Genomic DNA, 25,440 nt, shown 5'->3' with positions numbered 1-25,440 from the left:
GCCCCCGGCGAATGGCGAGGCTACATGGGATTCATGTCCACGCGCCTCGTCATCGCCGCCATCCAAGCCAACCCGACCGTGGGCGCCATCGCCCATAACGAGGCCCTGGCCCGAGAACGCCTGGCCCAGGCCAAGGCCGCCGGCGCCGACATCGCCGTCTTCTCCGAATTGTTCATCAACGGTTATCCGCCCGAGGACCTGGCGCTGAAGCCGGCCTTCTGGGCCGCCGGCAAGGCCGCGGTCGAGCGGCTGGCCCTCGACACCAAGGACGGCCCCGCCGCCCTGGTCGGGGTCATCTGGCCGAACGCCAGGCCCGGCGAGCGTCCGCACAACGGCTTGGCCTTCCTGGCCGAGGGTGAGGTCAAGGGCGTGGCCTTCAAGGGCGACCTGCCCAACTACGGCGTCTTCGACGAGAAGCGCGTGTTCGAGGCCGGCAAAAGCCCCAGCGTCTTCGAATGGAAGGGCGTGCGGCTCGGCGTGCCGATCTGCGAGGACATCTGGTCCGAGGTCGTCTGCGCCAGCCTCAAGGCCCAGGGCGCCGAACTGCTGCTGGTCCCCAACGGCTCGCCGTTCCGCCGCACCGCCGACCATGAGCGCATGGGCGTGGCCAAGGCCCGCGTGGCCGAGACCGGCCTGCCGATGCTCTATGTCAACGAAGTCGGCGGCCAGGACGAACTGGTCTTCGACGGCGGATCCTTCGCGCTCTCGGCGCAGGGCGAAGTGGTCATGCGCCTGCCGATGTTCGAGGAAGCCTTCGCCCTGACCACCTGGGAAAAGGGCGCGAACGGCTGGGCCTGCGTCGAGGCGCCGATGGCCGACTGGGTCTCCGGGCCGGAGGAGGTCTACCGGGCCATGGTCGTCGGCCTGCGCGACTATGTGAACAAGTCGGGCTTCCCGGGCGTGCTGCTGGGCCTGTCCGGCGGCGTCGACTCGGCGATCAGCGCCGTGGTGGCGGCCGACGCGCTCGGTCCTGACCGAGTCCGCTGCTTCATGCTTCCCTCGCGCTACACCAGCCAGGACAGCCTGGACGACGCCGCCGACTGCGCGAAGCGCCTGTCCATCCGCCTCGACGAGATCTCGATCGTCCCGGCCATCGACGCCTTCGCCCAGATGCTGACCCCGCACTTCGAGAACAAAGCGCCGGACCTGACGGAAGAGAACATCCAGGCCCGCGCTCGCGGCGTCTCGCTGATGGCGCTGTCGAACAAGCTTGGCCTGATGCTGATGACCACCGGCAACAAGTCCGAGATGGCGGTCGGCTACGCCACGCTCTACGGCGACATGTGCGGCGGCTACAACGTCCTGAAGGACATCTACAAGACCGAGGTCTACGCCGTCTGCGACTGGCGCAACGCTAATGATCCCTACGGCGTCGCCGCCGATCCGATCCCTGAGCGCATCCTGACCAAGGCCCCGTCGGCCGAACTGCGGCCTGACCAGAAGGACCAGGACAGCCTGCCGGAGTACGCCGAGCTCGACGCCATTCTGCACGGCCTGGTGGAAGAGGAGGCGACCCTCGACGAGATCGTCGCCCGCGGCCACGCCCCCGAGACCGTCGAGCGCATCCAGCGGCTGCTCTACAACTCCGAATACAAGCGCCGGCAGGCGGCGCCGGGCGTGAAGGTCGGGCCGCGCGCCTTCGGCCGCGACCGCCGCTACCCGATCGTCAACGGCTTCCGCGACGTGGTCAGCGCCAGGTGAGCGCGCCGGTCGTCGAAACCGAGCGGCTGATCCTGCGGCCGCACACCAAGGCCGACCTCGACGCCTGCGCCGCGCTGTGGAGCGACCCCGACGTCTTCCGTTTCATCGGCGGCCGGGCATTCACCCGCGAAGAGTCGTGGGCGCGGCTGCTGCGCTATGTCGGCCATTGGCGCGAGATGGGCTTCGGCTTCTGGGCGATCTGCGAAAAATCCAGCGGCCGCTTTGTCGGCGAACTCGGCCTGGCCGACTTCATGCGCAGTTTCGAACCCGGCTTCGGCGACACGCCGGAGATGGGCTGGGTGCTCAGCCCCTCGGTCCACGGCAAAGGCTACGCAAGTGAGGCGATCGCCGCGGCCCTGGTCTGGGCCGACGCCAACCTGCCGGGCTCGCGCACCGTCTGCATGATCAGCCCGGAAAATGCGCCCTCGCTGCGCGCCGCCGGCAAGGCCGGCTTCCGCGAATACGGCCGCGCCGACTATCACGGCCTGGTCCTGCTGCTCGAGCGCTTCCGCGCCTAGGTCAGCTGGGCGACGTCGGGCGCGGCGTCCGGGCCGACCGGCATGCCGCGACGCAGGGCCGGAATGATCTCCTCGACGGTGTCCACCGACACCCAGCTCTCCATGAAGCTGGGCGGGGTCAGGTGCTGGTCGACCGTGTGCTGGAACAGCTTGAACAGCGGCTCCCAGAAGCCATCAGGGTTGTAGAACACCACCGGCTTGCCGTGCAGGTCCAGACGCCGCCACGACAGCAGCTCGACCACCTCTTCCAGCGTCCCGATGCCGCCGGGCAGGACGACGAAGCCGTCCGAACGCTCGAACATCATCATCTTGCGCTCGTGCATGGACTCCACGACCACCGTCTCGACCACGTCCAGGCGCCGTTCGCGCTCCTTCAGGAAGTGCGGGATGATGCCCAGGACCTTACCGCCCGCCTCGTGCGCGGCGATGGCGCAGGCGCCCATCAGGCCGACCCCGCCGCCGCCGTAGATCATCGTCAGGTCGGCGCCGGCCAGGTCGCGGCCCAGCGCTGCGGCGCTCGCCAGCAGGGCCGGATCGGCCGCATCGGAAGAACCGCAGAAGACGCAGACGGAATCGAGGCGTTCGGGCGCGTCGCCCATTTGATGAAGCTCCTGGAGAATCAACGCGGCGCGCTTGCAGAGGCGCCGGGAAAGACCGATTAGCTAGGCCGAGAACCAGGGAGTTTCAAGCTGACCCTACGCCGCGCCAAGCTCTACCCGCCGTTGTTGGCGGCCCTGCCGCTCGTGCTCGGCCTCGCCGCCTGCGGGGAAGGGGCGGCCCCGGCGTCGGCGCCCACGCCGGGCGCGGTCAGCCAGGCCGATGCGGGGTATCTCACCCCGCCGCAGGTGACCGCCGCGCGCGTTGAGGGCGACACCCTGCGCCTCACCGGCTCGGCGCCGCCCAGTTCGCGCGTGCGGCTGGCGACGCCAGAGGGCCAGGCGATGTTTGCCGACGCCGATTCCAAGGGCGACTGGCGGCTGTCCATGCCCCGCGGCGCGCAACCGCGCATCTTCGGCCTCTCGGCGGTCACCGGCGGGCGCACAGTGCAGAGCGAGGGCTACCTGCTGCTGACCCCAGAGGGGGAGGCGGCGCTGCTGCGGGCTGGCGCTGGCGCTGTGCGCGTCGGACGCGCCGGCAAGAACGACATCGACGCCGTCGACTTCGACCGCGAGGGCGGCGCCATCGTCTCAGGCCGCGCCCCGGCCGGCGCGGCGCTCAGCGTCCATGTCGACGGCCGCAAGCTCGCCGAGGGGCGCGCCGACACCAAGGGCCGCTATGTCCTGGCGATGACCCAACCGCTCGAATCCGGGCCCAGGCAGATCGACGTCTTCGGCGACGCGACCGAGAACCCCGTGGTGATCGAGACGTCGCCGGCCGCGGCGCTGTCGTCCGGTCCGTTCCGCGCCTCCGCGGTCTCCGCCGGCCTGCGGATCGACTGGATGACGCCCGGCGGCGGCGTACAGTCGACGATCCTGCTGAAGTGAGTCGCCTATGACCCCGGCCATGGCCGCCCGCCGTCAGGCGACGCCCGACGCCATCGCCCCCGCCTCCGTGAAGTTCGACTTCTGGCGCTCGATGGGCGACTTGGCCCAGTTGGTCATGCGCTCCGGGGCCCCGGGCCTGCGCTGGCGCCTCGCGGCCTCGCTGGCGCTGGTGTTCGCCGGCAAGGCGGCGGGCGTCGCCGCCCCGGTGGCGCTGGGCGACGCCATCAACCGCCTGGCGCCCGGCGCCGGGCAGGCGGCCGAACTGGGCTTCGACTTCCTGCTCCTGGCCCTGGCCTTCGCCGGCCTGCGCCTGATCGCGGCCTGCGCGCCGAACCTGCGCGACATGATCTTCACCGTGGTCGCTCAGTCGACCATGGCCAAGGCCGCCACCGAGACCTTCGCTCACACCCTGGCCCTCGGGCTCGACTACCATCAGGGCAAGCAGACCGGCGCCCTGGCGCGGGTCATCGATCGGGGGGCGCGGTCCACTGACTTCCTGATGCGCAGCGTGGTCTTCAACCTCGGCCCTACGGCGATCGAGCTGGTGCTGGCCATGGGCGTGATGGCCCTGCGCCTCGACTGGCGCTTCGCCGCGACCGCGTTCGTGACGATCGTCCTCTACGCGATCCTGACCTTCAAGATCACCGACTGGCGGCTCAACCACCGGCGCGAACTCAACGAGGCCGACAGCCGCACCGCCGGGCTCTCCGTCGATGCGCTGCTGAACTACGAGACCGTGAAGACCTTCGGTTCCGAGGAGCGCACGGTCGACCGCTACGAGGCCGCGATGGCCGACTATGTCCGCGCCGGCGTTCGCGCCAACGCCTCGCTGGCCATGCTCAACGCGATCCAGGCCCTGGTGCTGAACATCGGGCTCGCGCTGATGGCGGTGATGGCGGGCTACGAGGTCATCAACGGCCGAATGCGGATCGGCGACGTGACCATGGCGATCCTGCTGCTGATCGGCATCTACGGCCCGCTGAACATGCTCGGCTTCAACTACCGGGAAATCCGCCAAGCCTTCATCGACATGGAGCAGATGGTCCAGCTCCGCGCCGTCAGGCCCGACATTGTCGATGCTCCGAACGCCCAGCCGCTGCCGCCGGCCAGCGGCCGCGGGGCCGAGATCGTCTTCGAGGACGTGGACTTCCGTCACGACGCCCGCTCCACCGGCCTGATGGATGTCAGCTTCCGAGCGGCGCCTGGCGCGACCGTCGCGCTGGTCGGCCCGTCCGGGGCCGGCAAGACCACCGCGATCCGGCTGGCCCTGCGCCTGATCGATCCCCAACGCGGCCGCATCACCCTGGACGGCGTGGACCTGCGGCAGGTCAAGCAGACGGCCCTGCGCCAGGCCGTGGCCCTGGTTCCGCAGGACGTGGCCCTGTTCAACGACACCATGGCGGCCAACATCGCCTTCGCGCGCCCCGGCGCCAGCGTCGCTGACATCCGCGCCGCGGCAGAGGCGGCCGAACTCGGCGGCTTCATTGACAGCTTGCCGGACGGCCTCGCCACCCTGGTCGGCGAGCGCGGCCTCAAGCTCTCGGGCGGCGAGCGCCAGCGCGTCGGCATCGCCCGCGCCCTGCTGGCCGATCCGCGCGTGCTGATCCTCGACGAGGCCACCAGCGCCCTCGACGGCCCGACCGAGGCGGCGATCCAGGAAACCCTGCGCAAGGTCCGCGCCGGGCGCACGACCCTGGTCATCGCTCACCGGCTCTCGACCATCGTCGACGCCGACCTGATCCTGGTCCTGCGCCGCGGTCGGATCGTCGAGCAGGGCCGGCATGCCGATCTGCTCGAGCGGGGCGGGGAGTATGCGGCTCTTTGGCGTCGACAGACGCGTGAAGCGTGACGCGCCCTATCCGCAGGGTCTAGGGTCGCGGCCCAGACACCGAGGGCGAGTCCCCATGTTCAATCCCAATCCCTGGCTGAAGCTGTCGATCGACACCTTCTGGCTCGGCGCCGAGTCCAGCCAGGTCGTGGCGCTGCGCATGATGAAGCTGGCCGGGGGCGGGTCAGGGGCCGCCGCCGAGGCGCAGCGGATGGTCGCCGAGAAGGTGTCCGCCGCCATGGCCGCCCAGACCCAGCTGGCGCTCGGCGCCATGAGCGGCTCGCCGCACGCCGGCCCGGCCAAGGCCGTCGCCCTCTATCGGCGCAAGGTCCGCGCCAACCGTCGCCGGCTGGCGCGCGAGGCCTAGCTCACTCGGCCGCCTTGGGCACGTCGCGGTCGGAGGCCAGGGTCTCCGACGCGCGCCGCTTGTGCTTGTTCAGGCCCAGGCGTTGGCTCAACCCGCCGAACCGCTCGGAATAGACCTTCGGGGCGGCCAGCATCACCGGCGTCAGGATCAGCGTCAGCAGCGTCGCGAACGACAGCCCCCAGACGACCGCGGCCGACAGCTGGACCCACCACTCCGAGCCGGGCGCCTTGTACTCCATGTGCAGCCCGTGGAAGTTCGGGTGCAGCTGGAACATCAGCGGCAGCAGGCCCACGACCGTCACCAGGGTCGTCAGCATCACCGGCCGGAACCGCTGGGTCGCCGCTCGCACGGCCGCATCGTCGGCCGCGAAGCCCGCCCGCCGCAGCTGGTAGTAGGTGTCGACCAGCACGATGTTGTGCCCGACCACGACCCCGGCCAGGGCCACGACCCCGGTCCCCAGCATGATCACCGAGATGTAGTCGAAGGTGTGGTGGATGTTGACGACCACGCCCAGCAGCACGCCCACCGTCGACAGCGCCACCGCCGACAGCGTGACCAGCACGCCGTAGTACGAGTTGAACTGCCAGAGCAGGATCACGCCCATCAGGAACAGCGAGACGGCCATGGCGACCACGAAGAACTTCGCCGCCTCCTGGCCCTCCTCGTCGGCGCCGGTGAACTTCCAGCGCACGTTCGGGTCGATGTTCGCCTGCTCCAGCCAGGGCCGCAGCTCGGAGATCTTGTGGCTGGCGGCGACGCCCTCGATGGCGTTGGCCTGGATGACCGCCAGGCGCTGGCTGTCACGGCGCTGGATCGTCGTCACCTGCTGGGCCGGGGACAGCTTGATGAAGTAGCTGGCCGGCACCGGGCCGAACTGCGTCGGGATCTTCAGGGTGTCGAACGCCGCCACATTGCGACTCTCGGGCGGGAAGCGGACCCGGATGTCGAGCTCGTCGTCGGCGTCGTCGGGCCGGAAGCGGCCGACCAGCACCCCGCCGGTGACGAACTGGATCGCCTGTCCGACGGTCAGCACGTCGACGCCGTAGCGGCCGGCGGCCTCGCGGTCGACGGTCATGTTCCACTCGATCCCAGGCGAAGTCCGGTTGTCTTCCAGCTCGTGCAGCTGCCGGTCGGCGGCCAGCTTGGCCTTCACGATGTCCGCGGCCTTGTTCAACGCCACCGGGTCCTGGCTACGCAGTTCGACCTGCACGTCCTTGCCGGTCGGCGGCCCGCCTTGCGGCTCGCGCACCTCGACCTCGATGCCGGGAATGTTGGCGACGCGCTTGCGCACCTCGTTGGCGATGTCCTTGCCGACCAGGCCAAGCTCAAGCCGGTCCTCGTAGTCTACGAAGTCGAGGCTGATCCGGCCGATGGTGTCGTTCGGGATGGCGTTTGGACCGCCGCCGGGGCTGGCCGTGCCCGACCGGACGAAGATCGAGTTCACGCCCTTCTGGCCGATCAGCCGGTTCTCCACCTGACGGACCAGCTCGTCCTGCGCCTGCGGCGACAGGTTTCCCCGCGCCTTGACGTAGACCGACACGTACTCCGGATCCTGCTGCAGGAAGAACTCGGTCGGCTTGTTCTCCAGCCGGAAGGCGAGGACCACCAGGATGATCACCGCCAGGGTGGCGAACATCGTCGTGGTCGGGTGCCGGCCAAGGGCCGCGACGGTGCGCGCGTACCAGCCCATGAAGCCGGTCATCTCGCGCGGGTCGCCGCGCTCGGACTTCTCGATCTCGATCAGGTGCGCCTCGTCGACCGCAGCCTTGCGCCCGAAGATCGAACCCAGGGCAGGGGTGAAGATCAGCGCGATGAAGATCGAGGCGCCCAGCACATAGAACAGCGTCATGGGCAGGAAGCTCATGAACTTGCCGGGGATCGAGTTCCAGAACAGGAAAGGCAGGAAGGCGCAGAGCGTCGTCAGCGTGCCGTTCAGCACCGGCCAGAACATGCGCTTGCCGGCTGCGGCGAAGGCCTCTTCCTTCGACATGCCCTCGGCCATCTTCCGGTCGGCGTACTCCACCACCACGATGCCGCCGTCGACCAGGATGCCGACCGCCAGCACCAGGCCGAACATGACCATCTGGTTCAGCGTCACGCCCATGGCGTTGAGCATCAGGAAGGCCAGCATGAAGCAGGCCGGGATCGCCGCCCCGACCATCAGGCCCTGGCGGATGCCCAGTGTCGCCACGATGATCAGCATCACCAGGATGGTGGCGATCAGCAGCCCGCTCTCCAGCACCACCAGGGTGCGGCCGATGAAGTCGCTTTCGTCGAAGATGTAGGAGACCTCGACCGTCTCGGGCCAGCGCTTCTGCTCCTCGGCGACGACCTTGCGGACCTCCTTCACGGTGTCGAGGATGTTGGCCCCCGAGCGCTTGGCGACGTCCACCGAGAAAGCCGGCTGGCCGTTGAAGCGGGTGATGTAGTTGGCTTCCTTGAAGGTCCGGCGCACGTCGCCGATGTCGCCGACCGTGATCAGCCGGTCGCCGTTCTTCTTGATCGGCAGCGCCAGGATGTCGGCGGGCTGGTTGACCACGCCGGGCACCTTGACCGCGAACTTGCCGGTCCCGGATTCCAGGTTGCCGGCGGGCACCAGCTGGTTGTTGCGGCCGATCACCTGCGCCAGCTCGCCGGGCGAGACGTTGGCCGCCTCCATGCGCACCGGGTCGATGGTGACTTCCAGCAGCTCCTCGCGGCCGCCGTTGAGGTAGACCTCCAGCACGCCAGGCGTGCTTTCCAGGCGGTCCTGCAGGCTGCGCGAGATCTGGAACAGAGTCCGTTCCGGCGCGCCGCCGGACAGCACGATGCCGATGATCGGCTCGCCGGAGGCGTTGGCCTCCTCGATGATCGGCTCCTCGGCGTCGGGCGGGAACTTGCCGCGCGCCAGGTCGACCTTGGCGCGGACCTCGGCCAGGGCCTTGTCCTTGTCGAAGTCGGCCTCGAATTCCAGGTTCACGATCGCCATGCTCTGGCGGGCGACCGCGTTCATCTCCTTGACGCCCTCGATCGTCTGCAGCTCGGTCTCCAGCGGCCGCACGAGCAGCCGCTCGGCGTCCTCGGGACTGACGCCGGGATAGGGCACCACCACCGCGATGAACGGGAAGTCGATGTTCGGGTTGGATTCCCGCGGCATCGACAGATAGGCGAAAAAGCCGAACAGGCTGGCGATCAGGGTGACGGCCAGCACCACCTTGCGCCGCTTGATCGCGCCGTCGATCAGAGGTCCGATCATACGCGTCGTCTCCTGATGAGCAGGGGCGCGCCTAGCGCGCCGCGGCCACTCGAACCTTTTGACCCTCGGCCACGTACGACTGGCCGACGGTGATCACGCGAACGGGGCCTTGCAGGCCGCTCACCCAGATGCCCTTGGGCGTCTCTTCCAGCACCTTGACCGGGGCGAAGGCCACCTTGTTGTCGGCCAGGACGTAGCGCACGCCCTGACGGCCGGCGGCGTCAAGCACCAGCGCCGACAGCGGGACCAGGTGGGCCGGCCCGGACCCGGAGTTGATCCGTACCGACGCCGACAGTCCCGAACGGGTCATCTGAGGGTTCGCGGTGGTGATCTCGATGCGATAGGTGCGGGTCTGCGCGTCGGCCTCGCGGGCCGCGTAGCGGACCTTGCCGTTCAGCGTCTCGCCGGAGGTCAGTTGCGCGCTCGCCGGCGCGCCGATCTTCACCTTCGAGGCGTCGGTCTCCGGCAGGTCGCCGACGATCAGCAGCGGGTTCAGCTCGATCATCGTCCCGCACGGCTGGCCGGGCGACAGATACGATCCGATTTCGGCGTCGCGCTTGTCGAACACGCCGTCGAACGGCGCGCGGATGCTCATCTGCTCGACGCCCAGCTCGGCCTGGCGCACCGTCGCGGCGGCGCTGTCCAGGTTGGCCTGGTCCTGCAGCACCTGGGTCTGCGAGCGGTAGCCCTTGGCGGCCAGGTCGGCCGAGGCCTTCTGCTGCAGCTGGCGCGAACGCAGGTTGGCGCGGGCCTGGTCCAGGGTCGCCTGGCGCGCGTCGATGTTCAGTCGGCAGAGCACGGCGCCCCGGCGCACGAACGAGCCCTCGGTGGCGGGGGTGGCGGCGACGACTCCGGCGGTCTCGGAACGGACGATGACGCTGCGGGCTGCTTCCGTCCGCCCACGGATGACGACGGCGTACTCGTGCGGCGCTTCCGGCGTCAGCACGGCCTGCACCGTGGGCATGGCCTCGGCGTCGGTGGTCTTGGCCTCAGCCTTGCCGGCCTTGGCCATGCGGCTCATCACCGTGCCGACGGTGAAGGCCAGGACCAGCACCACCAGCACCGCAATCACAAACAGATACTGAGACTTTACTCGCATCCCGCTGTTTCCCCCCCGGGCAGCAACGAAGTCGCGACCGCATTTGAATCGCAGTCGTACGCCCGGGCCGCAAAAATTAGGTTGTAGTGTCTTCTGATGCCACCGTTCTGCGACTGCAAATGAAATCGCGGACAGACAGCGTCAAGGACGGATAATGTGCCCCCGGCGCCGCATGATTGCAGCATGGCCTTGCTTGCTCTTTAACGCTGCCCTCGCGCCAATATCCGATTGCTGCAAGGAAAGTACGCCGCCGTGAAATACCTGCACACCATGGTCCGGGTCGCAGACCTCGATGCCTCGCTGGACTTCTATTGCGACAAGCTCGGCCTGGTCGAAGTTTCCCGTTCAGAGAGCCAGGGCGGGCGATTCTCCCTCGTCTTCCTCTGCGCGCCGGAGGACCGCGAAGCCGCCCTGGCCAGCAAGGCGCCGATGGTCGAGCTGACCTACAACTGGGACCCTGAGGATTATCAGGGCGGCCGCAATTTCGGGCACCTGGCCTACGCGGTCGACGACATCTACGCGGTCTGCCAGCGCCTGGCCGACGGCGGCGTGACCATCAACCGTCCGCCCCGGGATGGCCACATGGCCTTCGTGCGTTCGCCCGACGGCATCTCGATCGAGCTGCTGCAGGCCGGCGAGCGCAAGGCCCCGGCCGAGCCCTGGGCCTCCATGCCGAATACGGGGGCGTGGTGAGCGGCCGGCTCGCGGGGCGCGCGGCGCTCATCACCGGCGCAGCTGGCGGGATCGGCCTGGGCTGCGCCCGCGCCTTCGCCGCCGAAGGCTGCGACCTTGTCCTCCTGGATCTCGATGAGGCGCGGGTCACCGCGGCCGCCGAAGACCTCGCCAAGGCCAGCGGCCGCACCGTCCACGCCCTGGCCTGCGACCTCGCCGACGCCGAGGCGGCGCGCAAGGCGGTGATCCGCGCGGCCGCGCTGCTCGGACGGATCGACGTGCTGGTCAACAACGCCGGCATCCTGGCGCCCGGCGACATCCTCGACGCCGAGCTCGAGGACTTCGACCGGGTCATGGCGGTCAATCTGCGCGCGCCGTTCGTGGTCGGCCAGACCGTGGCGCGGCACATGGTCGACGCCAAGATCCGCGGCTCGATCATCAACATGTCGTCGATCAACGCCGTGCTCGCCATCCCCGGCCAGCTCGCCTACGTCGCCTCGAAAGGCGGCCTGGCCCAACTGACCAAGGCCATGGCCCTGGGGCTCGCCCCCCACGGCGTGCGCGTGAACGCCATCGGTCCCGGCACCATCGTCACCGACATCCTCCAGGGGGTGATGGCCGATGACGCCGCCCGCCGCCGCGTGCTCCAGCGCACCCCGCTGGGGCGTTTCGGCGAGGCCGACGAGATCGGCCGCGTCGCCGTCTTCCTGGCCAGCGACGACGCCTCCTACATGACCGGCCAGACCATCTATCCTGACGGCGGCCGGCTAGCGCTGAACTACACGGTGCCGGTGGGGGAGTAGGCTGTCATCCTTGGCCAGACCGGCTAAAAGCCCCCGATGCTGCGCCTGACCGAAATCAAGCTGCCCCTCGGCCACCCCGAGGAAGACCTCCACGCCGCGGTCCTCGCCAAGCTGGCCGGGCCTGAGGACGAATTGATTTCGTTCGCGGTCTTCCGCCGCGCCAACGACGCGCGTCGCAAGGCGGCGATCCTGATGGTCTACACGGTCGATGTCGTGGTGACCGACGAGGCCGCGGTGCTGGCTCGCCATGCCGGCGACCGCAACGTCCAGCCGACCCCGGACATGGCCTATCGTCAGGTCGCCGCTGCGCCGGCGGGCCTCGCCAGGCGCCCGGTGGTCATCGGCGCTGGTCCCTGCGGCCTGTTCGCGGGCCTGATCCTGGCCGAGATGGGCTTCAAGCCGATCATTCTCGACCGCGGCAAGGTCGTGCGCGAACGCACCAAGGACACCTGGGACCTCTGGCGGCGCAGCAAGCTGCACCCGGAGTCCAACGTCCAGTTCGGGGAGGGCGGGGCCGGCACCTTCTCCGACGGCAAGCTCTACAGCCAGGTCAAGGACCCGCGATTCCTCAGCCGCAAGGTGCTGACCGAGTTCGTCGAGGCCGGCGCGCCGCCCGAGATCCTCACCGAGGCCCACCCCCACGTCGGCACCTTCCGCCTTGTGACCATGGTCGAGGCGATGCGCGAGAAGGTCGAGAGCCTCGGCGGCGAGTACCGCTTCCAGCACAAGGTCGAGGACTTCGACATCGTCGAGGATGGCGGCCAGCGCCGTATCCGCGGCCTGCACCTGCAGGACGGCGGCTACATCGAGGCCGACCACGTGGTCCTGGCCCTGGGCCACAGCGCCCGCGACACGTTCCACACCCTCTACGACCGTGGCGTCCACATCGAGGCCAAGCCCTTTTCGCTCGGATTCCGTATCGAGCATCCGCAGTCCTGGATCGACCGCGCCCGCTTCGGGACCAACGCCGGGCATAAGGACCTGGGCGCGGCGGCCTACAGTCTCTCGCACCACTGTTCCAATGGCCGCACGGTCTACAGTTTCTGCATGTGCCCGGGCGGCACGGTGGTCGCCGCCGCCTCCGAGCCGGGCCGCGTCGTCACCAACGGCATGAGCCAGTATTCCCGCAACGAGCGGAACGCCAATGCCGGCATCGTCGTCGGCATCACCCCGGACGAGGACTATCCCGGCCACCCGCTGGCCGGCATCGCCCTGCAGCGCCACTGGGAATCCCAGGCCTTCGTCGCGGGCGGCGAGACCTATGCCGCGCCCGGCCAGCGGGTCGGCGACTTCCTGGCCGGCAAGGCCTCGACCAGCCTTGGCGAGATCGTCCCGTCCTACCGCCCCGGCGTCACGCCCACCGATCTGTCGTCTTGCCTGCCGGACTACGCCATCGAGGCGATCCGCGAGGCCCTGCCGGCCTTCGCCCGCCAGATCCCCGGCTTCGACGCCGCCGACGCGATCCTCACCGGCGTCGAGACCCGCACCTCATCCCCGGTCCGCATCACCCGCGGCAAGGACTTCCAGAGCCTCAACACCGCCGGCCTCTATCCCGCAGGCGAAGGCGCAGGCTACGCCGGCGGAATCCTCTCGGCCTCCATCGACGGCATCAAGGTCGCCGAGGCCGTCGCACGGAGTATCGCCGGAGAGGGCTAGCGGCTAGGCCGCCTAGTCTGATCGAGCTGGCGGCGGATAGGCGTGGAGCACCCCGTTCGGGTCCTCGACTGTCGCCTCGCCGACATAGTCGGGGCCGACCGGGACCTTGCCGTGGCCGCCTGGGATGTCGAGCACGTAGGTCGGCTGGCAGAGGCCTGAGAAACGGCCGCGCAGGTCGCGCATCAGGCGGCGGCCGTCCTCGATGCTGGTGCGCAGGTGTGCGGTGCCCGGCGCCAGGTCGCCTTGGTGCAGGTAGTACGGCTTGATCCGGTTCTCGACGAAGCCGCGCATCAGCGCGCCCAGCGTCTCGGCGTCGTCGTTCACGCCCTTCAGCAGCACTGTCTGGCTCAGCATCGGCAGGCCGGCGTCGATGATGCGGGCGCAGGCGGCGCGGGCGGCGGGCGTCAGCTCGCGCGGATGGTTGGCGTGCAGGGCGACATAGACCGCCTTGCCTTCGCACTTGAGCGCGGCGGCCAGGTCCTCGGTCACCGCCGCCGGGTCCACCACCGGCACGCGGGTGTGGTAGCGGACGACCTTCACATGCTCGATGGCCGCCAGCCGGGCGGAGATGTCGGCCAGCCGCCGGGGCGAAAGCACGAACGGGTCGCCGCCGGTGACGATGACCTCCCAGATCTCCGGCCGCCCCGCGATGTAGTCGAAGGCCGCGTCCAGTTGCGCCGCCGTCAGGTTCGACAGCCCCTCGGGGCCGACCATCTCGCGCCGGAAGCAGAACCGGCAATAGACCGCGCAGGTGTGGGTCGGCTTCAGCAGCACGCGGTCGGGATAGCGGTGGACGATCCCCTCGACCGGGCTGAAGGCGAAGTCGCCGACCGGATCGGGGTTCTCTTCCGCCCGCATCTCCAGCTCCGCCTCGCTGGGCATCAGCTGGCGGGCGATGGGATCGGCGGCGTCGCCGGGGTCGATCAGCTCGGCCATGTCCGGGGTGATCGCCAGCGCGTAGCGCGCGGCGACGCGCTCAAGCTCCGGCAGCCGCTCGGGCGGCGCCAGCCCGGCGGCGATCAGGTCGCCCGGTTTGCGAAGCGTGCTCATCCAGCGGGCATATGGCCCATGCGGGGCGAGGGGGCAAATGCGGCCTAGCGCGCGACGTCGGCCACCGGCGTCCAGACCACCTGCTCGATCCGGCTCGCGCCGGTCGCCAGCATCACCAGCCGGTCGAAGCCCAGCGCCGAACCGCAGGCGCTCGGCATGTGCGCCAGGGCGGCCAGGAAGTCCTCGTCGATCGGGTAGCGCTCGCCATGGACGCGGGCCTTTTCGTCCATCTCGGCCTGGAAGCGGCGGCGCTGCTCGACCGGATCGGTCAGCTCGCCGAACGCGTTGGCCAGCTCGACCCCGCAGGCATAGAGCTCGAAGCGCTCGGCCACCCGCGGGTCGGACGCCTTGGGGCGGGCCAAGGCGGCCTCGCTGATCGGGTACTCGCATAGGATCGTCGGGCGGCCCATGCCCAGGTTGGGCTCGACCTTCTCAACCAGCACCTTCGAATAGATATCCTGCCAGACGTCGTCGTCGGCGACGCGGACGCCGCAAGCCCTTGCCGCGTAAGCCAGTCCGTCGCGGTCAGTCTCGCCGTCGGCCGTGACCGTCGCCAGCAGGTCGATGCCGGCATGCCTCTGGAAGGCCTCCTGGAGGCTCAACCGTTCAGGTTCCTGGAAGGGGTCGCTGGAAACCTGCCGATAGGAGAGGGTTCTCGCCTCAACCGTCTCCGCCGCCAGCCGCAGCAGGTCCGCGCAGTCGACCATGAGTTGTTCGTAGGGTTCGTTTGTCCGGTACCACTCAAGCAGGGTGAACTCCGGATGGTGCAGCGGACCGCGCTCGCGATTGCGCCAGACCCGCGCGAAATCGAAGATCCGCGTCTCGCCGGCGGCCAGCAGTTTCTTGCAGGCGAATTCGGGCGAGGTGTGCAGGTAGAGCGGTTGTCGCTCGCCGGCATTGCCAATGATTTCAGTGCCGAAGGCGTGCAGGTGCGCCTCGTTGCCGGGCGAGACCTGCAACGCCGCGCCCTCGACCTCGGTGAACTCGCGGTGCTCGAACCAGCGGCGCACGGCGCGGGTGATCGCGCCTCGCGCCAGCAGGAACGGCCGGCGGTCCTGGTGGATGTCGGCCCGCCACCATGGCGATTGTGAAGTCATCGGCACGGGCGTCCTCTGTGCGGCCATTTCGATCATGACTGGCGAATTTCGCCTTCATCGTATAGGTGCGCGCCAAGACCGCCGCTCGGCGGAATCGCGCGAGGCCGATGCCCGGCCTCCCAATAGGCTCGAGGACGAACTACGTGAAGGTCGCTGCCAGCTCGCTCAGGAAAGGCGCCGTCGTCGATATGGACGGCAAGCTCTATGTCGTCCTGACCGCCGAAAACATCCATCCCGGCAAGGGAACCCCGGTCACCCAGCTCAACATGCGCCGCATCTCCGACGGGGTGAAGGTGTCCGAGCGCTGGCGCACGACCGAGCAGGTCGAACGCGCCTTCGTCGACGACCGCAACTACAACTTCCTCTACCAGGACGGCGAGGGCTACCACTTCATGCAGCCCGAGACCTACGACCAGGTCGTGGTTTCGGAAGACACCGTCGGCGACAGCGCGCCGTGGCTGACCGACGGCATGACCGTCGTGCTTTCGGTTCATGAGGGCGTGCCGATCGCCATGGAGCTGCCGCGTCTGGTGACCTTCGAGATCGCCGAGACCGAGCCTTCGGTGAAGGGCCAGACCGCCTCGTCGTCGTACAAGCCGGCGATCCTGACCAACGGCGAACGCGTCATGGTGCCGCCCTACATCACCGCCGGCACGCGCGTGGTGATCCTGACCGAAGACTGGACCTACCAGGAACGCGCCAAGGACTAAGCCTTTCGCGAGGCGGGGATCAGGCGAAGCGCCTGGCCCCCGCCACGCACAGCACCACCGCGAGCGTCACCGCCGCCATCGACCAGCCTACGGGCTCGCCCAGCAGCCCCGCCGCCAGGGCCAGGCCCATGAAGGGCTGCAGCAGTTGCAACTGCCCGACCGCCGCGACGCCGCCCGCCGCCAGGCCGCGGTACCAAAACACGCAGCCGACCAGCATGCTGAACAGCGAGACATAGGCCAGGCCCGTCCAGGCCTGCGCACTGATCTCTGCGACATCCTCGGGGCGCGCCAGCAGCGCCGCCGGAGCCATCAGCGGCAGGCAGAGGATCAACGACCAGCAGACCGCCTGCCAGCCGCCCAGGCGGCGTGAGACGCGTCCGCCTTCCGCATAGCCCAGGCCGCACACGACGATGGCGGCGATCATCAGCAGGTCGCCCTGCAATGTGCCTGCGCCGCCCTGACTGAACGCAAAGCCCGCGACCAGCGCCGCTCCGATCAGGGCGAAGATCCAGAACGAGCGCTTGGGGCGCTCGCCGCCCAGGAGCACTGCGAAGACCGCCGTGGTCATCGGCAGCAGGCCGACGAACACGATGGAATGGGCCGCCGTGACGTGCTGGAGCGCCAGGGCGGTCAGCATCGGGAAGCCCAGCACCACGCCCAGCCCCATCATCGCCAGCGGGGCGAGGTCGCGGCGTTCCGGTCTAGGCGCGCGAAAAGCGGCCAACAGGGCGATCGCCAGCAGCCCGGCGATGGTCGCCCGCGCTGCGGTCAGAAAGGTGGGCGACAGCTCGGCCACGGCGACACGAGTTGCGGGCAACGAGCCCGAAAAGATCGCCACCCCTAGAAAGCCGTCCAGCCAGCCGCGCGCTTTCGCATCCATGTCCGCATCTCCGTTCGGCTTCGGTATGCGCCGCGCGGCGCTCGCACAGCCAGGAACGGTGGGTTACAATTACGCCAAACTGTACTGATCAGGATTGCAATACAGATGGCGCTCGAAAGCGGCGGCACACGCGTCGATCAGGTGATGGCGGCCATCCGCCAGCGCATCGCCGGTCGCGCCCTGCAGCCCGGGGCGAAGGCGCCCTCGATCCGCGCGTTCGCCGACGCCATGGGCGTTTCCAAATCGACGGTGGTAGAGGCCTACGACCGCCTTGCGGCCGAGGGCGTCATACAGGCGCGGCGCGGATCGGGCTTCTATGTCGCCGGCCGCGCGCCGCCCCTGGCCCTGGCCGAGCTGGGCCCCAAGCTCGATCGGTCCATCGATCCCTTGTGGGTGTCGCGTCAGTCGCTAGAGACATGGCCTGACGCCCTGAAACCCGGCTGCGGGTGGCTGCCTTCCGATTGGATGCCCCAGGACGCCGTGCGCCGCGCCTTGCGCGGTCTGGCGCGGTCCGAGCGCGCCAACCTCACGGACTATGGGCCGCCGCTGGGACTGCCGGCCCTGCGCCAGCATCTATCTCGGCGTGTGGCCGAGCATGGCGTCGAGGCGCCGCCTGGCCAGATCATGCTGACCGAATCCGGCACCCAGGCGATCGATCTCGTCTGCCGCTTCCTGCTGGAGCCTGGCGACACGGTGATCGTCGACGATCCCTGCTACTTCAACTTCCACGCCATGCTGCGCGCCCATCGCGTGCAGGTGGTCGGTGCGCCCTGGACGGCCTCAGGCCCTGATCTTGAGGCGTTCGAGCAGGCGCTGATCGACCATCGGCCGCGGCTCTACATCACCAATTCCGGGCCGCAGAATCCGACGGGCGCCATCCTGGCCCCGGTCGTCGCCCACCGCCTGCTGAAGCTGGCCGAACGGCACGGCGTGACCATCGTCGAGGACGACATCTATGCGGATCTGGAGATCGAGCCGGCCCCGCGCCTGGCGGCCTTCGACGGCCTCGACCGGGTCGTCCACATCGGCAGTTTCTCCAAGACGCTGTCGGCCGCCGCCCGCTGCGGCTTCATCGCCGCCCGCGCCGACTGGATCGAGGGGCTGGTGGACCTGAAGGTCGCGACCTCCTTCGGGGGCGGCCAGCTGGCGGCCGAGCTTACGCTGTCGATCCTGACCGACGGGGCCTATCGCCGCTACCTCGCGGGACTTCGTGAGCGATTGGCGCGGGCGAGGGGAGAGACCTTGCGGCGCCTGCGGTCCTTGGGTCTTCAGCCCTGGATCGAGCCGCAGTCAGGGATGTTTCTGTGGATGGCCTTGCCCGAAGGTGTGGACGCGGCCCCGCTTGCGCAGCGCGCCTTGGCGGACGGCGTGGTGCTTGCGCCCGGCGACGCGTTCAGTCTCTCGCAGTCGGCGCGCGGCTACATGCGCTTCAACGTCGCCCAGTGTGCGGACGGCCGGGTCTATGAGGCGCTTGGGCGCGCAATGCGACAAGGTCGGCAATAGCGCGGCCGTCGGGCCGCCGCTCCTATCATAGCGAACGGTTGAGCTTGTCAGCGCTTGCTACTAATGATGGCGAATCGACATGTTTGCGCGCTCTTGTTGTGAAGAAAAAGCATGGCCAGTCCGACCACCGAGCAAATCCTTGATGGGATGCTTTTTCCAAACACGAAATGGACCGGCCCAGTCATCACCTTCAGCATTCCTGGGGCAACGAGCACCTGGGAGGGTTATCCGGAACTGGGGAGCGAGTGGAAGGAGTACTGGGGCAATGAGCCTCGACGGCCGGGCTTTGGATTTCTGACCGACGATCAAGCCGCTGCCGTCCGCGTGTTTGTCGCGAGCTACGAGCGCTTGATAGCAACGCCGATCAGGGAAACCGTAGACAGCGTGCAGCAGGGCGACATTCGGATCGCCTTCGTCGATGCGGATCCGTGGGGAGGCTACGCATCGCCGCCACCGTCGATCGGCGAAGGTGCCGATCCGAGGGCCGGCGACATCTGGCTCGACGACGTCATGGCGAAGAGCACATTGGGCGTCGGCTGGAACTTTGAGAAGGGTGAGACGGTCTTGCCGGTCGTGCTTCACGAATTGGGGCATGCGCTGGGGCTCAATCACCCGTTCGAACACGAGTTGGCGCTTTCGGCGGGGTTCGACTCCACCCGTTACACGGTGATGTCCTACACCCCTGCAGAGGACGTCGAAACGCTAAGCTTTTCCCGATACGGCGACGGCATGATGACCCGTGGGGAGCGCCTCGTCGTCGCGCAGCCGATGGTCTTCGACATCCTGGCGCTGCAGACGCTTTACGGTGCGAACCCGACCACCGCGGCCGGCGCCGATACCTACCGTTGGATTGAAGACACCCCGTTCCTGACATCGATCTACGACGCGGGCGGGATAGATCGGATCGACCTGTCGGCCCACAGCCGCCCGTCGTTGGTCGACCTGACGCCGGGCGCGTACAGCAGCATCGCCATCTATACGCGCGAGGCCCAGCAGGCCTTCTGGACGGCGAAATTGCCGGAGTTCGCCGACGCGATCGCGAGGGGCTTTGACAACTCGGAACACCACGGCGTTCTCTACACCGGTCGCGACAACCTTGGGATCGCCTTCAGCACGGTCATCGAGAACGTGGAGGCCGGTAGCGGAGACGATACCCTGATCGGCAACGCCGCGGCTAACACACTTGCGGGAAATACTGGCGGCGACCGGATCCTCGCAGGCGGCGGGAGCGACACGATTCTCGGCGGCGTTGGCAATGACTTCCTTCGCGGCGAAGGAGGCGACGACAGTCTGTCGGGCGGCTCCGGCTTCGATGACATGCACGGCAACATGGGGGCCGACACGCTGTTCGGAGGCCAGGGCGACGATTGGGTCGTTGGCGGCCAGCACGATGACGTGCTCTACGGCCAGGCTGGAAGTGATCTGGTCTATGGAAATATGGGCCGCGATCTGCTCGACGGCGGGGATGGAGCGGACACCATGCTCGGTGGTCAGGATGCGGATTCGCTATCTGGCGGGCTGGGGGCGGACTTCCTCTCAGGCGACCGCGGCGACGACATGATCAGCGGCGGAGGCGGGGCGGACACCTTCTACTCGTTCGTCGGCGCTGGGATTGACCGCATCGTCGACTTCAATCGTGCGGAAGGCGATCGAGTCGCGATTGGTGGAGGAGCTGCCTATACTGTGGCGCGCGTCGATGGGGACGTGGTGATCACATTGGACGGGGACGGCCAAGTCATATTGGTCGGGCGTTCGGACGTCAGCCTGACCGGGGATTGGATTGTCTCGATCTAGAGCGACGCCCGGCGGGCGGTGATGATCTTCACGGGCTTGGCCAGCATTTCGCCCTTCATGACGCCCTCGCCGGCGGTGGGAGAGGTGGGCGCGGCCAGGATCTTCTTCACGGTGTCCATGCCCTCGACCACCTTGCCGAAGGTCGCAAAGCCCAGGTTGTCGCCAGGCTGTTTGGGGTCGGCGTCCATGTAGGTCATGTCGCCGACGCAGATGAAAAAGTCGGAGGTGGCCGTCCCGGGATTGGTGCGGCCCATCGAGATCGCTCCATCCACATGCGACAGGCCGGTCTTGGTCGTCGGTTCGTGCGCGATCGGCTTCAGGACGCGCTTGGGGTCGTTCTGCACGCCGCCCTGGACCAATCCGTACTCCGGCGCATTGGGGACCTTCGAGGCGCGGTAGAGCGTGGCGCCGTCGAACCGCTTCTCATCGACGTAGCGAAGGAAATTGTTGGCGGTGATGGGCGCCTTGTCCGGATAGAGCTCGAGCGTGATCGGGCCGTCTGCGGTTTCCAGAACGACGTGAACGGGCGCGGGCGGGGTCTGCGCCGCCGCGGGAAGCGCCGCCGCTGCGGCCATGGCGCCCAGGAATGCCCGTCGCTTCATCGCTCAACTCCAGTTTCACGCGCAGCTTAGCGGCCGGCGCGCGGCAGGCAACGCGCCGTGCGCCATTGGAGCGCAGATCGCAGCCGTGGCGAAAGCTGGTCGCTACCCGCAGGCTCTAGGTTTTTTGGGAGGGCCGCTGCTTAGAGCGGTAGTCCAAGTGGCTCCCCGAGCAGGACTCGAACCTGCGACAAGTCGGTTAACAGCCGACTGCTCTACCAACTGAGCTATCGGGGATCACGTTGGAGGCGGCGATATACCCAGCCCTCGCCGGGTGCGCAAGCGCTCAAATCGAGTTTGCTCACAGATCAAAAAAAGAGCCCGGCCGGAGCCGGGCTTGAAACGAAGTTCGGTGATGGTGGGGTGTCTTCAAGGAAGACGCAGGCATGGTCCGGCTTCCTTGGTTAAGTGGTGATTAACGCTCATTGCCACCAATGGTCGGGCGCGACGCTGAGACCCCTCGACGGGCCGCGCGCCCTTGGGTACCAGGGGCGAAACCGTGAGACTCTAGGGCGGAAATGCGTATCCATTTCACCGGGATAGCTGGGGCGGGCATGAGCGCCGTAGCCCTGATGATGCGCGACGCGGGGCACGAGATTTCCGGATCGGACGAAGACGTCTTTCCGCCCATGTCGACCTATGTCGAAGGGCTGGGCTTCCCCTTCCATCGTCGATTCGACGCCGCGAACCTGCCGGACGGTCTCGACGTGCTGGTGCTGGGGACCAGCGCCAAGCTCGGCGCCGAATCGAACCCAGAGGTGATCGCGGCGCGGGCGCGAGGCGTGCGTGTCACCACATTCGCCGAGATGCTGGGCGAGGCGACTCGCCAGCGCGCCGTCACGGTGATCGCGGGTTCGTTCGGCAAGTCGACCTGCACGGCCTTGATGGCCCACGTGCTTGAGCAGGCGGGGACACGGCCTGGCTGGATGGTCGGGGCGATCTCGCCTTCGCTGCCGGCGACGGGGCAATGGGGCTCGGGCGAAGTGGTTCTGGAGGGCGACGAGTACATCGTCTCGTCCAGCGACCAGCGCTCGAAGTTTGAACTCTATCACCCGAACCATCTGCTGTTGACCTCGCTGGTCCACGACCACGTCAACGTCTTCCCGACCTTCGAAGAGTATGAAGCGCCGTTCCGAGTCCTGCTGCGCAGGATCCCGACGGACGGCCTGGTGGTGCTGCGCGACCATCCAGCGACGCGGGCGGTCGCGGGCGAGACCACGGCGCGGGTCGTCTGGTACGACACCAAGCCTTGCGACGGCTGGTACGCCGCCAACGTCGAGTTTGGCGAAACCACGCGCTTCGATCTGGTGGCGCCGGGCGGGCGCAGGATCGCGCTCACGACCCAGCTGCTGGGTGCGCACAATGTGGAGAACGTCGTCGGCGTCGCGGCCTATCTGCTCGAGCGTGGTCTGGTGAGCCAGGCGGCTCTGGCGGCGGGCGTCGCGAGCTTCGCCGGCATCCGGCGCCGCCTTGACCGGCTCACCACCGCCTCGCGCGTTCCTGTGATCGAGGGCTTCGGAAGCTCCTATGAAAAGGCTCACTCGGCCATCGACGCCATGCGTCTGCACTATCCTGACCGGCCGCTGGTCGTGGTGTTCGAGCCGCATACCTTCAGCTGGCGCAGCCGCGACGCCCTGCCTTGGTACGACACCGTGTTCAACGGCGCGTCGCGCGTGCTGATCTGCCCGCCGCCGGTGCACGGCGCCGGCAGCCACCATCAATCGACCTTCGAAGAGATTCTGATGCGCGCCCAGGCCACAGGCATCGCCGTCGAGGGTGTGGCCGACGCCGCGCAGGCGATCGAGGCGCTTTCGCACCTGCGCGGCGACGAGGTCGTCCTGCTGCTATCCTCAGGGCCATTGCTCGGCTTGCCCGACAGCCTGCCGGCGCTGTTCGACCGACTCTACGGCGCGCCTGCCTACGCCTGAGGCGCCTTGCAATCGGCCGTTGCGAACCCTCAGCCTGCAGTTGGAAGTCTCGGCGAGCCGGTGCAGCCTTCGCTGGCAGGGGGAGAGCGTGATGCACACACGGCGCAACTTTGGTCTGATGTTGGGAGCGGGGACGCTGGCTGGCTGCGCGACCACCACGCCCGCCGGTTTCTCCGATGCCCTTCAGCCGTCTGGCCGGCTGCGGCTGGCGCCGGTGCATGTCGCCGAGGATCGGGTGATCCGTGTCATCGCCGGCCTTCGCCCGTTTCGGCCGGGCGGCTTCGTGGTGCGGGCCGAGCCGTTCGGCGCCAAGACCCTGGTGCACAACTATGGACACGGCGGCGGCGGGATCACGCTGTCCTGGGGCACGTCGCACATGGCGTTGGACCTTGGGTTCGCCGGGCCTGAGCGGGACTATGCGGTGCTGGGCTGCGGCGCGGTGGGCCTGGCCACGGCGCGGCTGATTCAACGCCGCGGAGGCCGCGTCACGATCTACGCCAAGGCGCTGCCGCCCGAGACCACCTCCAACATCGCCGGCGGCCAATGGTGGCCCGCGTCGGTCTACGATTCAAAGGTGGCGACTCCGCAGTTCATGGACCAGTTGGTGCAGGCCGCGAAGCTGTCCTACCACCACTACCAGCAGCTCTCCGGGCCCGAGTACGGGGTGCGCTGGACCCGCAACTACGTGGTCGACGAGGACCGCTTCGGCGCCGGCGACCTGTTCGCCCGAATGTCGGGGATGGCGCCGGAACTTCGGACCGCGGCGCCGGGCGAGCATCCGTTCGGCAAGTCGACCCTGCAGTATTGGGACAGCATGATGGTCGAGCCGCCAATCTATCTGCAGGCCATGATGGAGGACGTGCTGGCCGCCGGCGGCAGGATCGTCGTTCGTGATCTAAAGACGCCCGCCGAGGTCCAGGCCCTGCCTGAACCGGTGGTCTTCAACTGCACCGGCCTGGGCGCGGGGGAGTTGTTCGGAGACAAGGAGATCGTCCCCGGCCGCGGGCAGTTGGTCGTGCTGCTGCCCCAGCCGGAGGTGACCTACAACCTGATGTCGGGCCGCGCCTACATGTTCCCGCGACGCGACGGGATCATCCTCGGCGGCTCGTTCGACAAGGGGAACTGGTCGACCGAACCGGATGGCGAACTCACCAAGCGCATCCTGGCGGACCACAAGGCGATGTTCGCCAAGCTCGCGGTCTAGGCGTCCTTGAACTGAGCCCGCTTGGGGCCGAGGTAGCCGAACAGGAAGGCGGCGACCTTGCGCATCTGGATCTCCTCGGCGCCCTCGGTGATCCGATAGCGGCGGTGGTGGCGATAGATGTGCTCGAACGGCTTATGGCGTGAATAGCCGATGCCGCCATGGACCTGCATGGCCCGGTCGGCGGCTTCGCAGACCAGCCGGTTAGCCCAGTAGTTGCACATCGAGACCTTGTCGGAGATCTGCTTCTCGATCTCCTTGTGAGGCATGCGGTCCATGTCCCACGCGGTCTTGCGGATCAGCAACCGCAGCATCTCGCACTGGGTCGCCAGCTCGACCAGCGGCCACTGGATGGCCTGGTTCTCGGCCAGCGCCTTCCCGAACGGCTTGCGGGCGCGGGCGTACTTGACGCTCTCCTCGATGCAGTAGACCGCCGCGCCCAGCGACGAGGCCGCCTGGCGGATGCGGTTCTGGTGCACGAACGACTGTCCCAGCCCCAGCCCGCGATCGACCTGGCCCCAGTAGCTGTCCTCCGGCACCCAGACGTCGGTGAAGCTGACCCGCGGGTGGTCGGTCGGCATGTTGAAGGTCCAGAGATATTCCTCGACCTTCACGCCCGGTGCGTCGGCCGGCACGATGAAGCAGGTGATGCCGGTGGCGTCGCCGTCCTCGCCGGACGTCCGGGCGAAGACCATGACGTGGGTGGCCACGTGCATGCCCGTCGTCCACATCTTCTCGCCGCGGATCAGCCAGCCGGGCTGGCCGTCCTTGTCCTGGCGGACGGCGGTGGTCTCCATGAAGGTGGCGTCGGAGCCGTGGTTGGGTTCGGTGAGTCCAAAGCCCGTCCGCATCCCGCCGTTCAGCAGCTTGTCGCCGTCCCGCTCGTACTGAGCGTTCGTGGCGAACTCCTTGAACATCAGGATGAAAGGGTTGTTGCCGACGATCGAGTGCTCGTTCTGCAGGTCGTTGTGCAGCCCCAGGCCTTTGGCGGCCAGGTGCTCGCGGATGACGGCCATGTCGAGGTTGCTGCCGGCCTTGCCGCCCATCTCCTTGGGCCAGGCATAGCGCAGGTGGCCGGCCTCGTCGGCCAGCTTGCGGGCCTTGCCCAGCAGCTCTTCCCACTCCTTCTTGGGCAGGCCGCCAGCGTCCCAGTCGGTGCGCTCGTATTCGCGGCGGTGGTCGAAGTAGCGGATGTTGTCGTCCTGGTTCTCCAGCGGCTTGATCTTGGCCTCGATGAAGGCGTCGAGCTCATCCAGATAGGCGGTCAGTTCCGGCGGCAGGCTGAAATCCATCGCGTCTCTCCCTGTTTTGACGC

21 protein-coding genes and 1 tRNA gene are annotated in these 25,440 nt (G+C 68.2%); 13 read left to right on the top strand and 9 right to left on the bottom strand.

The genetic code is table 11. The features are described from left to right. The first annotated feature begins 33 nt into the window (after positions 1–33). Positions 34–1,701 carry an NAD+ synthase gene (locus tag ASC79_RS04090; RefSeq protein WP_056021010.1) on the top strand — a complete coding sequence of 556 codons (1,668 nt, stop codon included), beginning with the start codon at positions 34–36 and terminating at the stop codon, positions 1,699–1,701. Next, positions 1,698–2,219 carry a GNAT family N-acetyltransferase gene (locus tag ASC79_RS04085; protein ID WP_056020054.1) on the top strand — a complete coding sequence of 174 codons (522 nt, stop codon included), beginning with the start codon at positions 1,698–1,700 and terminating at the stop codon, positions 2,217–2,219. Before ASC79_RS04090 ends, ASC79_RS04085 begins: the two co-directional genes overlap by 4 nt. Here ASC79_RS04085 and ASC79_RS04080 read toward each other — a convergent pair. Then, positions 2,216–2,818, bottom strand: a complete 603-nt coding sequence (locus tag ASC79_RS04080; RefSeq protein WP_056020051.1) for a TIGR00730 family Rossman fold protein — start codon at positions 2,816–2,818, stop codon at positions 2,216–2,218. The two genes, ASC79_RS04085 and ASC79_RS04080, sit on opposite strands and share 4 nt — an antisense overlap. 144 nt (positions 2,819–2,962) lie before the next feature. Between ASC79_RS04080 and ASC79_RS04075 the strand changes: the two genes are divergently transcribed. Genes ASC79_RS04075 through ASC79_RS04065 form a run of 3 tightly spaced genes read left to right on the top strand, consistent with a single transcriptional unit; the run spans position 2,963 to position 5,898 of the window. Next, on the top strand, positions 2,963–3,703 hold the full coding sequence (locus ASC79_RS04075) for a hypothetical protein (protein ID WP_156378327.1): 741 nt from the start codon (positions 2,963–2,965) through the stop codon (positions 3,701–3,703). A gap of 7 nt (positions 3,704–3,710) precedes the next feature. Continuing rightward, the gene (locus tag ASC79_RS04070) at positions 3,711–5,552 is read left to right on the top strand and encodes an ABC transporter ATP-binding protein/permease (RefSeq protein ID WP_056020045.1); all 1,842 of its coding nucleotides are present in this window, start codon (positions 3,711–3,713) and stop codon (positions 5,550–5,552) included. Between the two features lie 55 nt (positions 5,553–5,607). After that, entirely contained in the window at positions 5,608–5,898 is a 291-nt protein-coding gene (locus ASC79_RS04065; RefSeq protein ID WP_056020042.1) for a hypothetical protein, read from the top strand. Position 5,899: 1 nt separating this feature from the next. Here the strand turns inward: ASC79_RS04065 and ASC79_RS04060 are convergent, their stop codons facing one another. Then, positions 5,900–9,133, bottom strand: a complete 3,234-nt coding sequence (locus tag ASC79_RS04060) for an efflux RND transporter permease subunit (RefSeq protein WP_056020039.1) — start codon at positions 9,131–9,133, stop codon at positions 5,900–5,902. A gap of 31 nt (positions 9,134–9,164) precedes the next feature. Further along, a complete protein-coding gene (locus ASC79_RS04055) occupies positions 9,165–10,232 on the bottom strand; it encodes an efflux RND transporter periplasmic adaptor subunit (protein ID WP_056020036.1) in 1,068 nt (355 codons plus the stop codon). Between the two features lie 252 nt (positions 10,233–10,484). Here ASC79_RS04055 and ASC79_RS04050 point away from each other — a divergent pair, with 252 nt between their 5' ends. The 3 genes from ASC79_RS04050 to ASC79_RS04040 are packed head-to-tail and all read left to right on the top strand — an operon-like array spanning position 10,485 to position 13,363. Beyond that, on the top strand, positions 10,485–10,925 hold the full coding sequence (locus ASC79_RS04050; protein ID WP_056021007.1) for a VOC family protein: 441 nt from the start codon (positions 10,485–10,487) through the stop codon (positions 10,923–10,925). After that, on the top strand, positions 10,922–11,707 hold the full coding sequence (locus ASC79_RS04045) for an SDR family NAD(P)-dependent oxidoreductase (protein WP_156378326.1): 786 nt from the start codon (positions 10,922–10,924) through the stop codon (positions 11,705–11,707). Before ASC79_RS04050 ends, ASC79_RS04045 begins: the two co-directional genes overlap by 4 nt. A 36-nt stretch (positions 11,708–11,743) precedes the next feature. Continuing rightward, on the top strand, positions 11,744–13,363 hold the full coding sequence (locus tag ASC79_RS04040; RefSeq protein WP_056020030.1) for an NAD(P)/FAD-dependent oxidoreductase: 1,620 nt from the start codon (positions 11,744–11,746) through the stop codon (positions 13,361–13,363). A gap of 12 nt (positions 13,364–13,375) precedes the next feature. Here the strand turns inward: ASC79_RS04040 and ASC79_RS04035 are convergent, their stop codons facing one another. After that, positions 13,376–14,413 carry a lysine-2,3-aminomutase-like protein gene (locus ASC79_RS04035; RefSeq protein ID WP_056020027.1) on the bottom strand — a complete coding sequence of 346 codons (1,038 nt, stop codon included), beginning with the start codon at positions 14,411–14,413 and terminating at the stop codon, positions 13,376–13,378. A gap of 44 nt (positions 14,414–14,457) precedes the next feature. Then, positions 14,458–15,510, bottom strand: a complete 1,053-nt coding sequence (epmA, locus tag ASC79_RS04030; protein WP_056021004.1) for an EF-P lysine aminoacylase EpmA — start codon at positions 15,508–15,510, stop codon at positions 14,458–14,460. A gap of 143 nt (positions 15,511–15,653) precedes the next feature. Here epmA and efp point away from each other — a divergent pair, with 143 nt between their 5' ends. Then, positions 15,654–16,220, top strand: coding sequence for an elongation factor P (gene efp, locus ASC79_RS04025; RefSeq protein WP_156378325.1), 567 nt, complete (start codon positions 15,654–15,656; stop codon positions 16,218–16,220). A 19-nt stretch (positions 16,221–16,239) separates the two neighbouring features. On the opposite strand, the gene ASC79_RS04020 is transcribed toward efp, so the two are convergent. After that, positions 16,240–17,100, bottom strand: coding sequence for a DMT family transporter (locus ASC79_RS04020; RefSeq protein WP_056020021.1), 861 nt, complete (start codon positions 17,098–17,100; stop codon positions 16,240–16,242). A gap of 105 nt (positions 17,101–17,205) precedes the next feature. Between ASC79_RS04020 and ASC79_RS04015 the strand changes: the two genes are divergently transcribed. Further along, entirely contained in the window at positions 17,206–18,603 is a 1,398-nt protein-coding gene (locus tag ASC79_RS04015; RefSeq protein WP_056020018.1) for a PLP-dependent aminotransferase family protein, read from the top strand. Positions 18,604–18,714: 111 nt separating this feature from the next. Continuing rightward, on the top strand, positions 18,715–20,397 hold the full coding sequence (locus ASC79_RS04010; protein ID WP_056020015.1) for a hypothetical protein: 1,683 nt from the start codon (positions 18,715–18,717) through the stop codon (positions 20,395–20,397). Here the strand turns inward: ASC79_RS04010 and ASC79_RS04005 are convergent. Together ASC79_RS04005 and ASC79_RS04000 are read right to left on the bottom strand one after the other, a co-directional pair. Continuing rightward, a complete protein-coding gene (locus tag ASC79_RS04005) occupies positions 20,394–20,999 on the bottom strand; it encodes a peptidylprolyl isomerase (RefSeq protein WP_056020012.1) in 606 nt (201 codons plus the stop codon). The two genes, ASC79_RS04010 and ASC79_RS04005, sit on opposite strands and share 4 nt — an antisense overlap. Positions 21,000–21,157: 158 nt before the next feature. Continuing rightward, positions 21,158–21,233: transfer RNA gene (locus tag ASC79_RS04000), tRNA-Asn, on the bottom strand. A gap of 281 nt (positions 21,234–21,514) precedes the next feature. Here ASC79_RS04000 and ASC79_RS03995 point away from each other — a divergent pair. Further along, positions 21,515–22,924 carry a Mur ligase family protein gene (locus ASC79_RS03995; protein ID WP_082531923.1) on the top strand — a complete coding sequence of 470 codons (1,410 nt, stop codon included), beginning with the start codon at positions 21,515–21,517 and terminating at the stop codon, positions 22,922–22,924. A 91-nt stretch (positions 22,925–23,015) separates the two neighbouring features. Next, positions 23,016–24,128, top strand: a complete 1,113-nt coding sequence (locus ASC79_RS03990) for an FAD-dependent oxidoreductase (RefSeq protein WP_082531922.1) — start codon at positions 23,016–23,018, stop codon at positions 24,126–24,128. Here ASC79_RS03990 and ASC79_RS03985 read toward each other — a convergent pair. Next, complete coding sequence (locus tag ASC79_RS03985; RefSeq protein WP_056020003.1) at positions 24,125–25,417, bottom strand: acyl-CoA dehydrogenase family protein; 1,293 nt, start codon at positions 25,415–25,417, stop codon at positions 24,125–24,127. The genes ASC79_RS03990 and ASC79_RS03985 overlap by 4 nt on opposite strands. Between the last annotated feature and the right edge of the window lie 23 nt (positions 25,418–25,440).

The organism is Phenylobacterium sp. Root1290 (assembly GCF_001425305.1).
In the GTDB taxonomy this organism is placed as follows: Bacteria; Pseudomonadota; Alphaproteobacteria; order Caulobacterales; family Caulobacteraceae; genus Phenylobacterium.
This window is presented reverse-complemented; position numbering and strand designations above follow the sequence as displayed.

What these genes read in the sequence shown, in the direction of transcription:
- ASC79_RS04090 (WP_056021010.1), top strand. Translation starts at nt 34, where the DNA reads ATGTCCACGCGCCTCGTCATCGCCGCCATCCAAGCCAACCCGACCGTG.
- ASC79_RS04080 (WP_056020051.1), bottom strand. Translation starts at nt 2,818, where the DNA reads ATGGGCGACGCGCCCGAACGCCTCGATTCCGTCTGCGTCTTCTGCGGT.
- ASC79_RS04070 (WP_056020045.1), top strand. Translation starts at nt 3,711, where the DNA reads ATGACCCCGGCCATGGCCGCCCGCCGTCAGGCGACGCCCGACGCCATC.
- ASC79_RS04065 (WP_056020042.1), top strand. Translation starts at nt 5,608, where the DNA reads ATGTTCAATCCCAATCCCTGGCTGAAGCTGTCGATCGACACCTTCTGG.
- ASC79_RS04060 (WP_056020039.1), bottom strand. Translation starts at nt 9,133, where the DNA reads ATGATCGGACCTCTGATCGACGGCGCGATCAAGCGGCGCAAGGTGGTG.
- ASC79_RS04055 (WP_056020036.1), bottom strand. Translation starts at nt 10,232, where the DNA reads ATGCGAGTAAAGTCTCAGTATCTGTTTGTGATTGCGGTGCTGGTGGTG.
- ASC79_RS04040 (WP_056020030.1), top strand. Translation starts at nt 11,744, where the DNA reads ATGCTGCGCCTGACCGAAATCAAGCTGCCCCTCGGCCACCCCGAGGAA.
- ASC79_RS04035 (WP_056020027.1), bottom strand. Translation starts at nt 14,413, where the DNA reads ATGAGCACGCTTCGCAAACCGGGCGACCTGATCGCCGCCGGGCTGGCG.
- epmA (WP_056021004.1), bottom strand. Translation starts at nt 15,510, where the DNA reads ATGACTTCACAATCGCCATGGTGGCGGGCCGACATCCACCAGGACCGC.
- ASC79_RS04020 (WP_056020021.1), bottom strand. Translation starts at nt 17,100, where the DNA reads ATGGATGCGAAAGCGCGCGGCTGGCTGGACGGCTTTCTAGGGGTGGCG.
- ASC79_RS04015 (WP_056020018.1), top strand. Translation starts at nt 17,206, where the DNA reads ATGGCGCTCGAAAGCGGCGGCACACGCGTCGATCAGGTGATGGCGGCC.
- ASC79_RS04010 (WP_056020015.1), top strand. Translation starts at nt 18,715, where the DNA reads ATGGCCAGTCCGACCACCGAGCAAATCCTTGATGGGATGCTTTTTCCA.
- ASC79_RS04005 (WP_056020012.1), bottom strand. Translation starts at nt 20,999, where the DNA reads ATGAAGCGACGGGCATTCCTGGGCGCCATGGCCGCAGCGGCGGCGCTT.
- ASC79_RS03995 (WP_082531923.1), top strand. Translation starts at nt 21,515, where the DNA reads ATGCGTATCCATTTCACCGGGATAGCTGGGGCGGGCATGAGCGCCGTA.
- ASC79_RS03990 (WP_082531922.1), top strand. Translation starts at nt 23,016, where the DNA reads ATGCACACACGGCGCAACTTTGGTCTGATGTTGGGAGCGGGGACGCTG.
- ASC79_RS03985 (WP_056020003.1), bottom strand. Translation starts at nt 25,417, where the DNA reads ATGGATTTCAGCCTGCCGCCGGAACTGACCGCCTATCTGGATGAGCTC.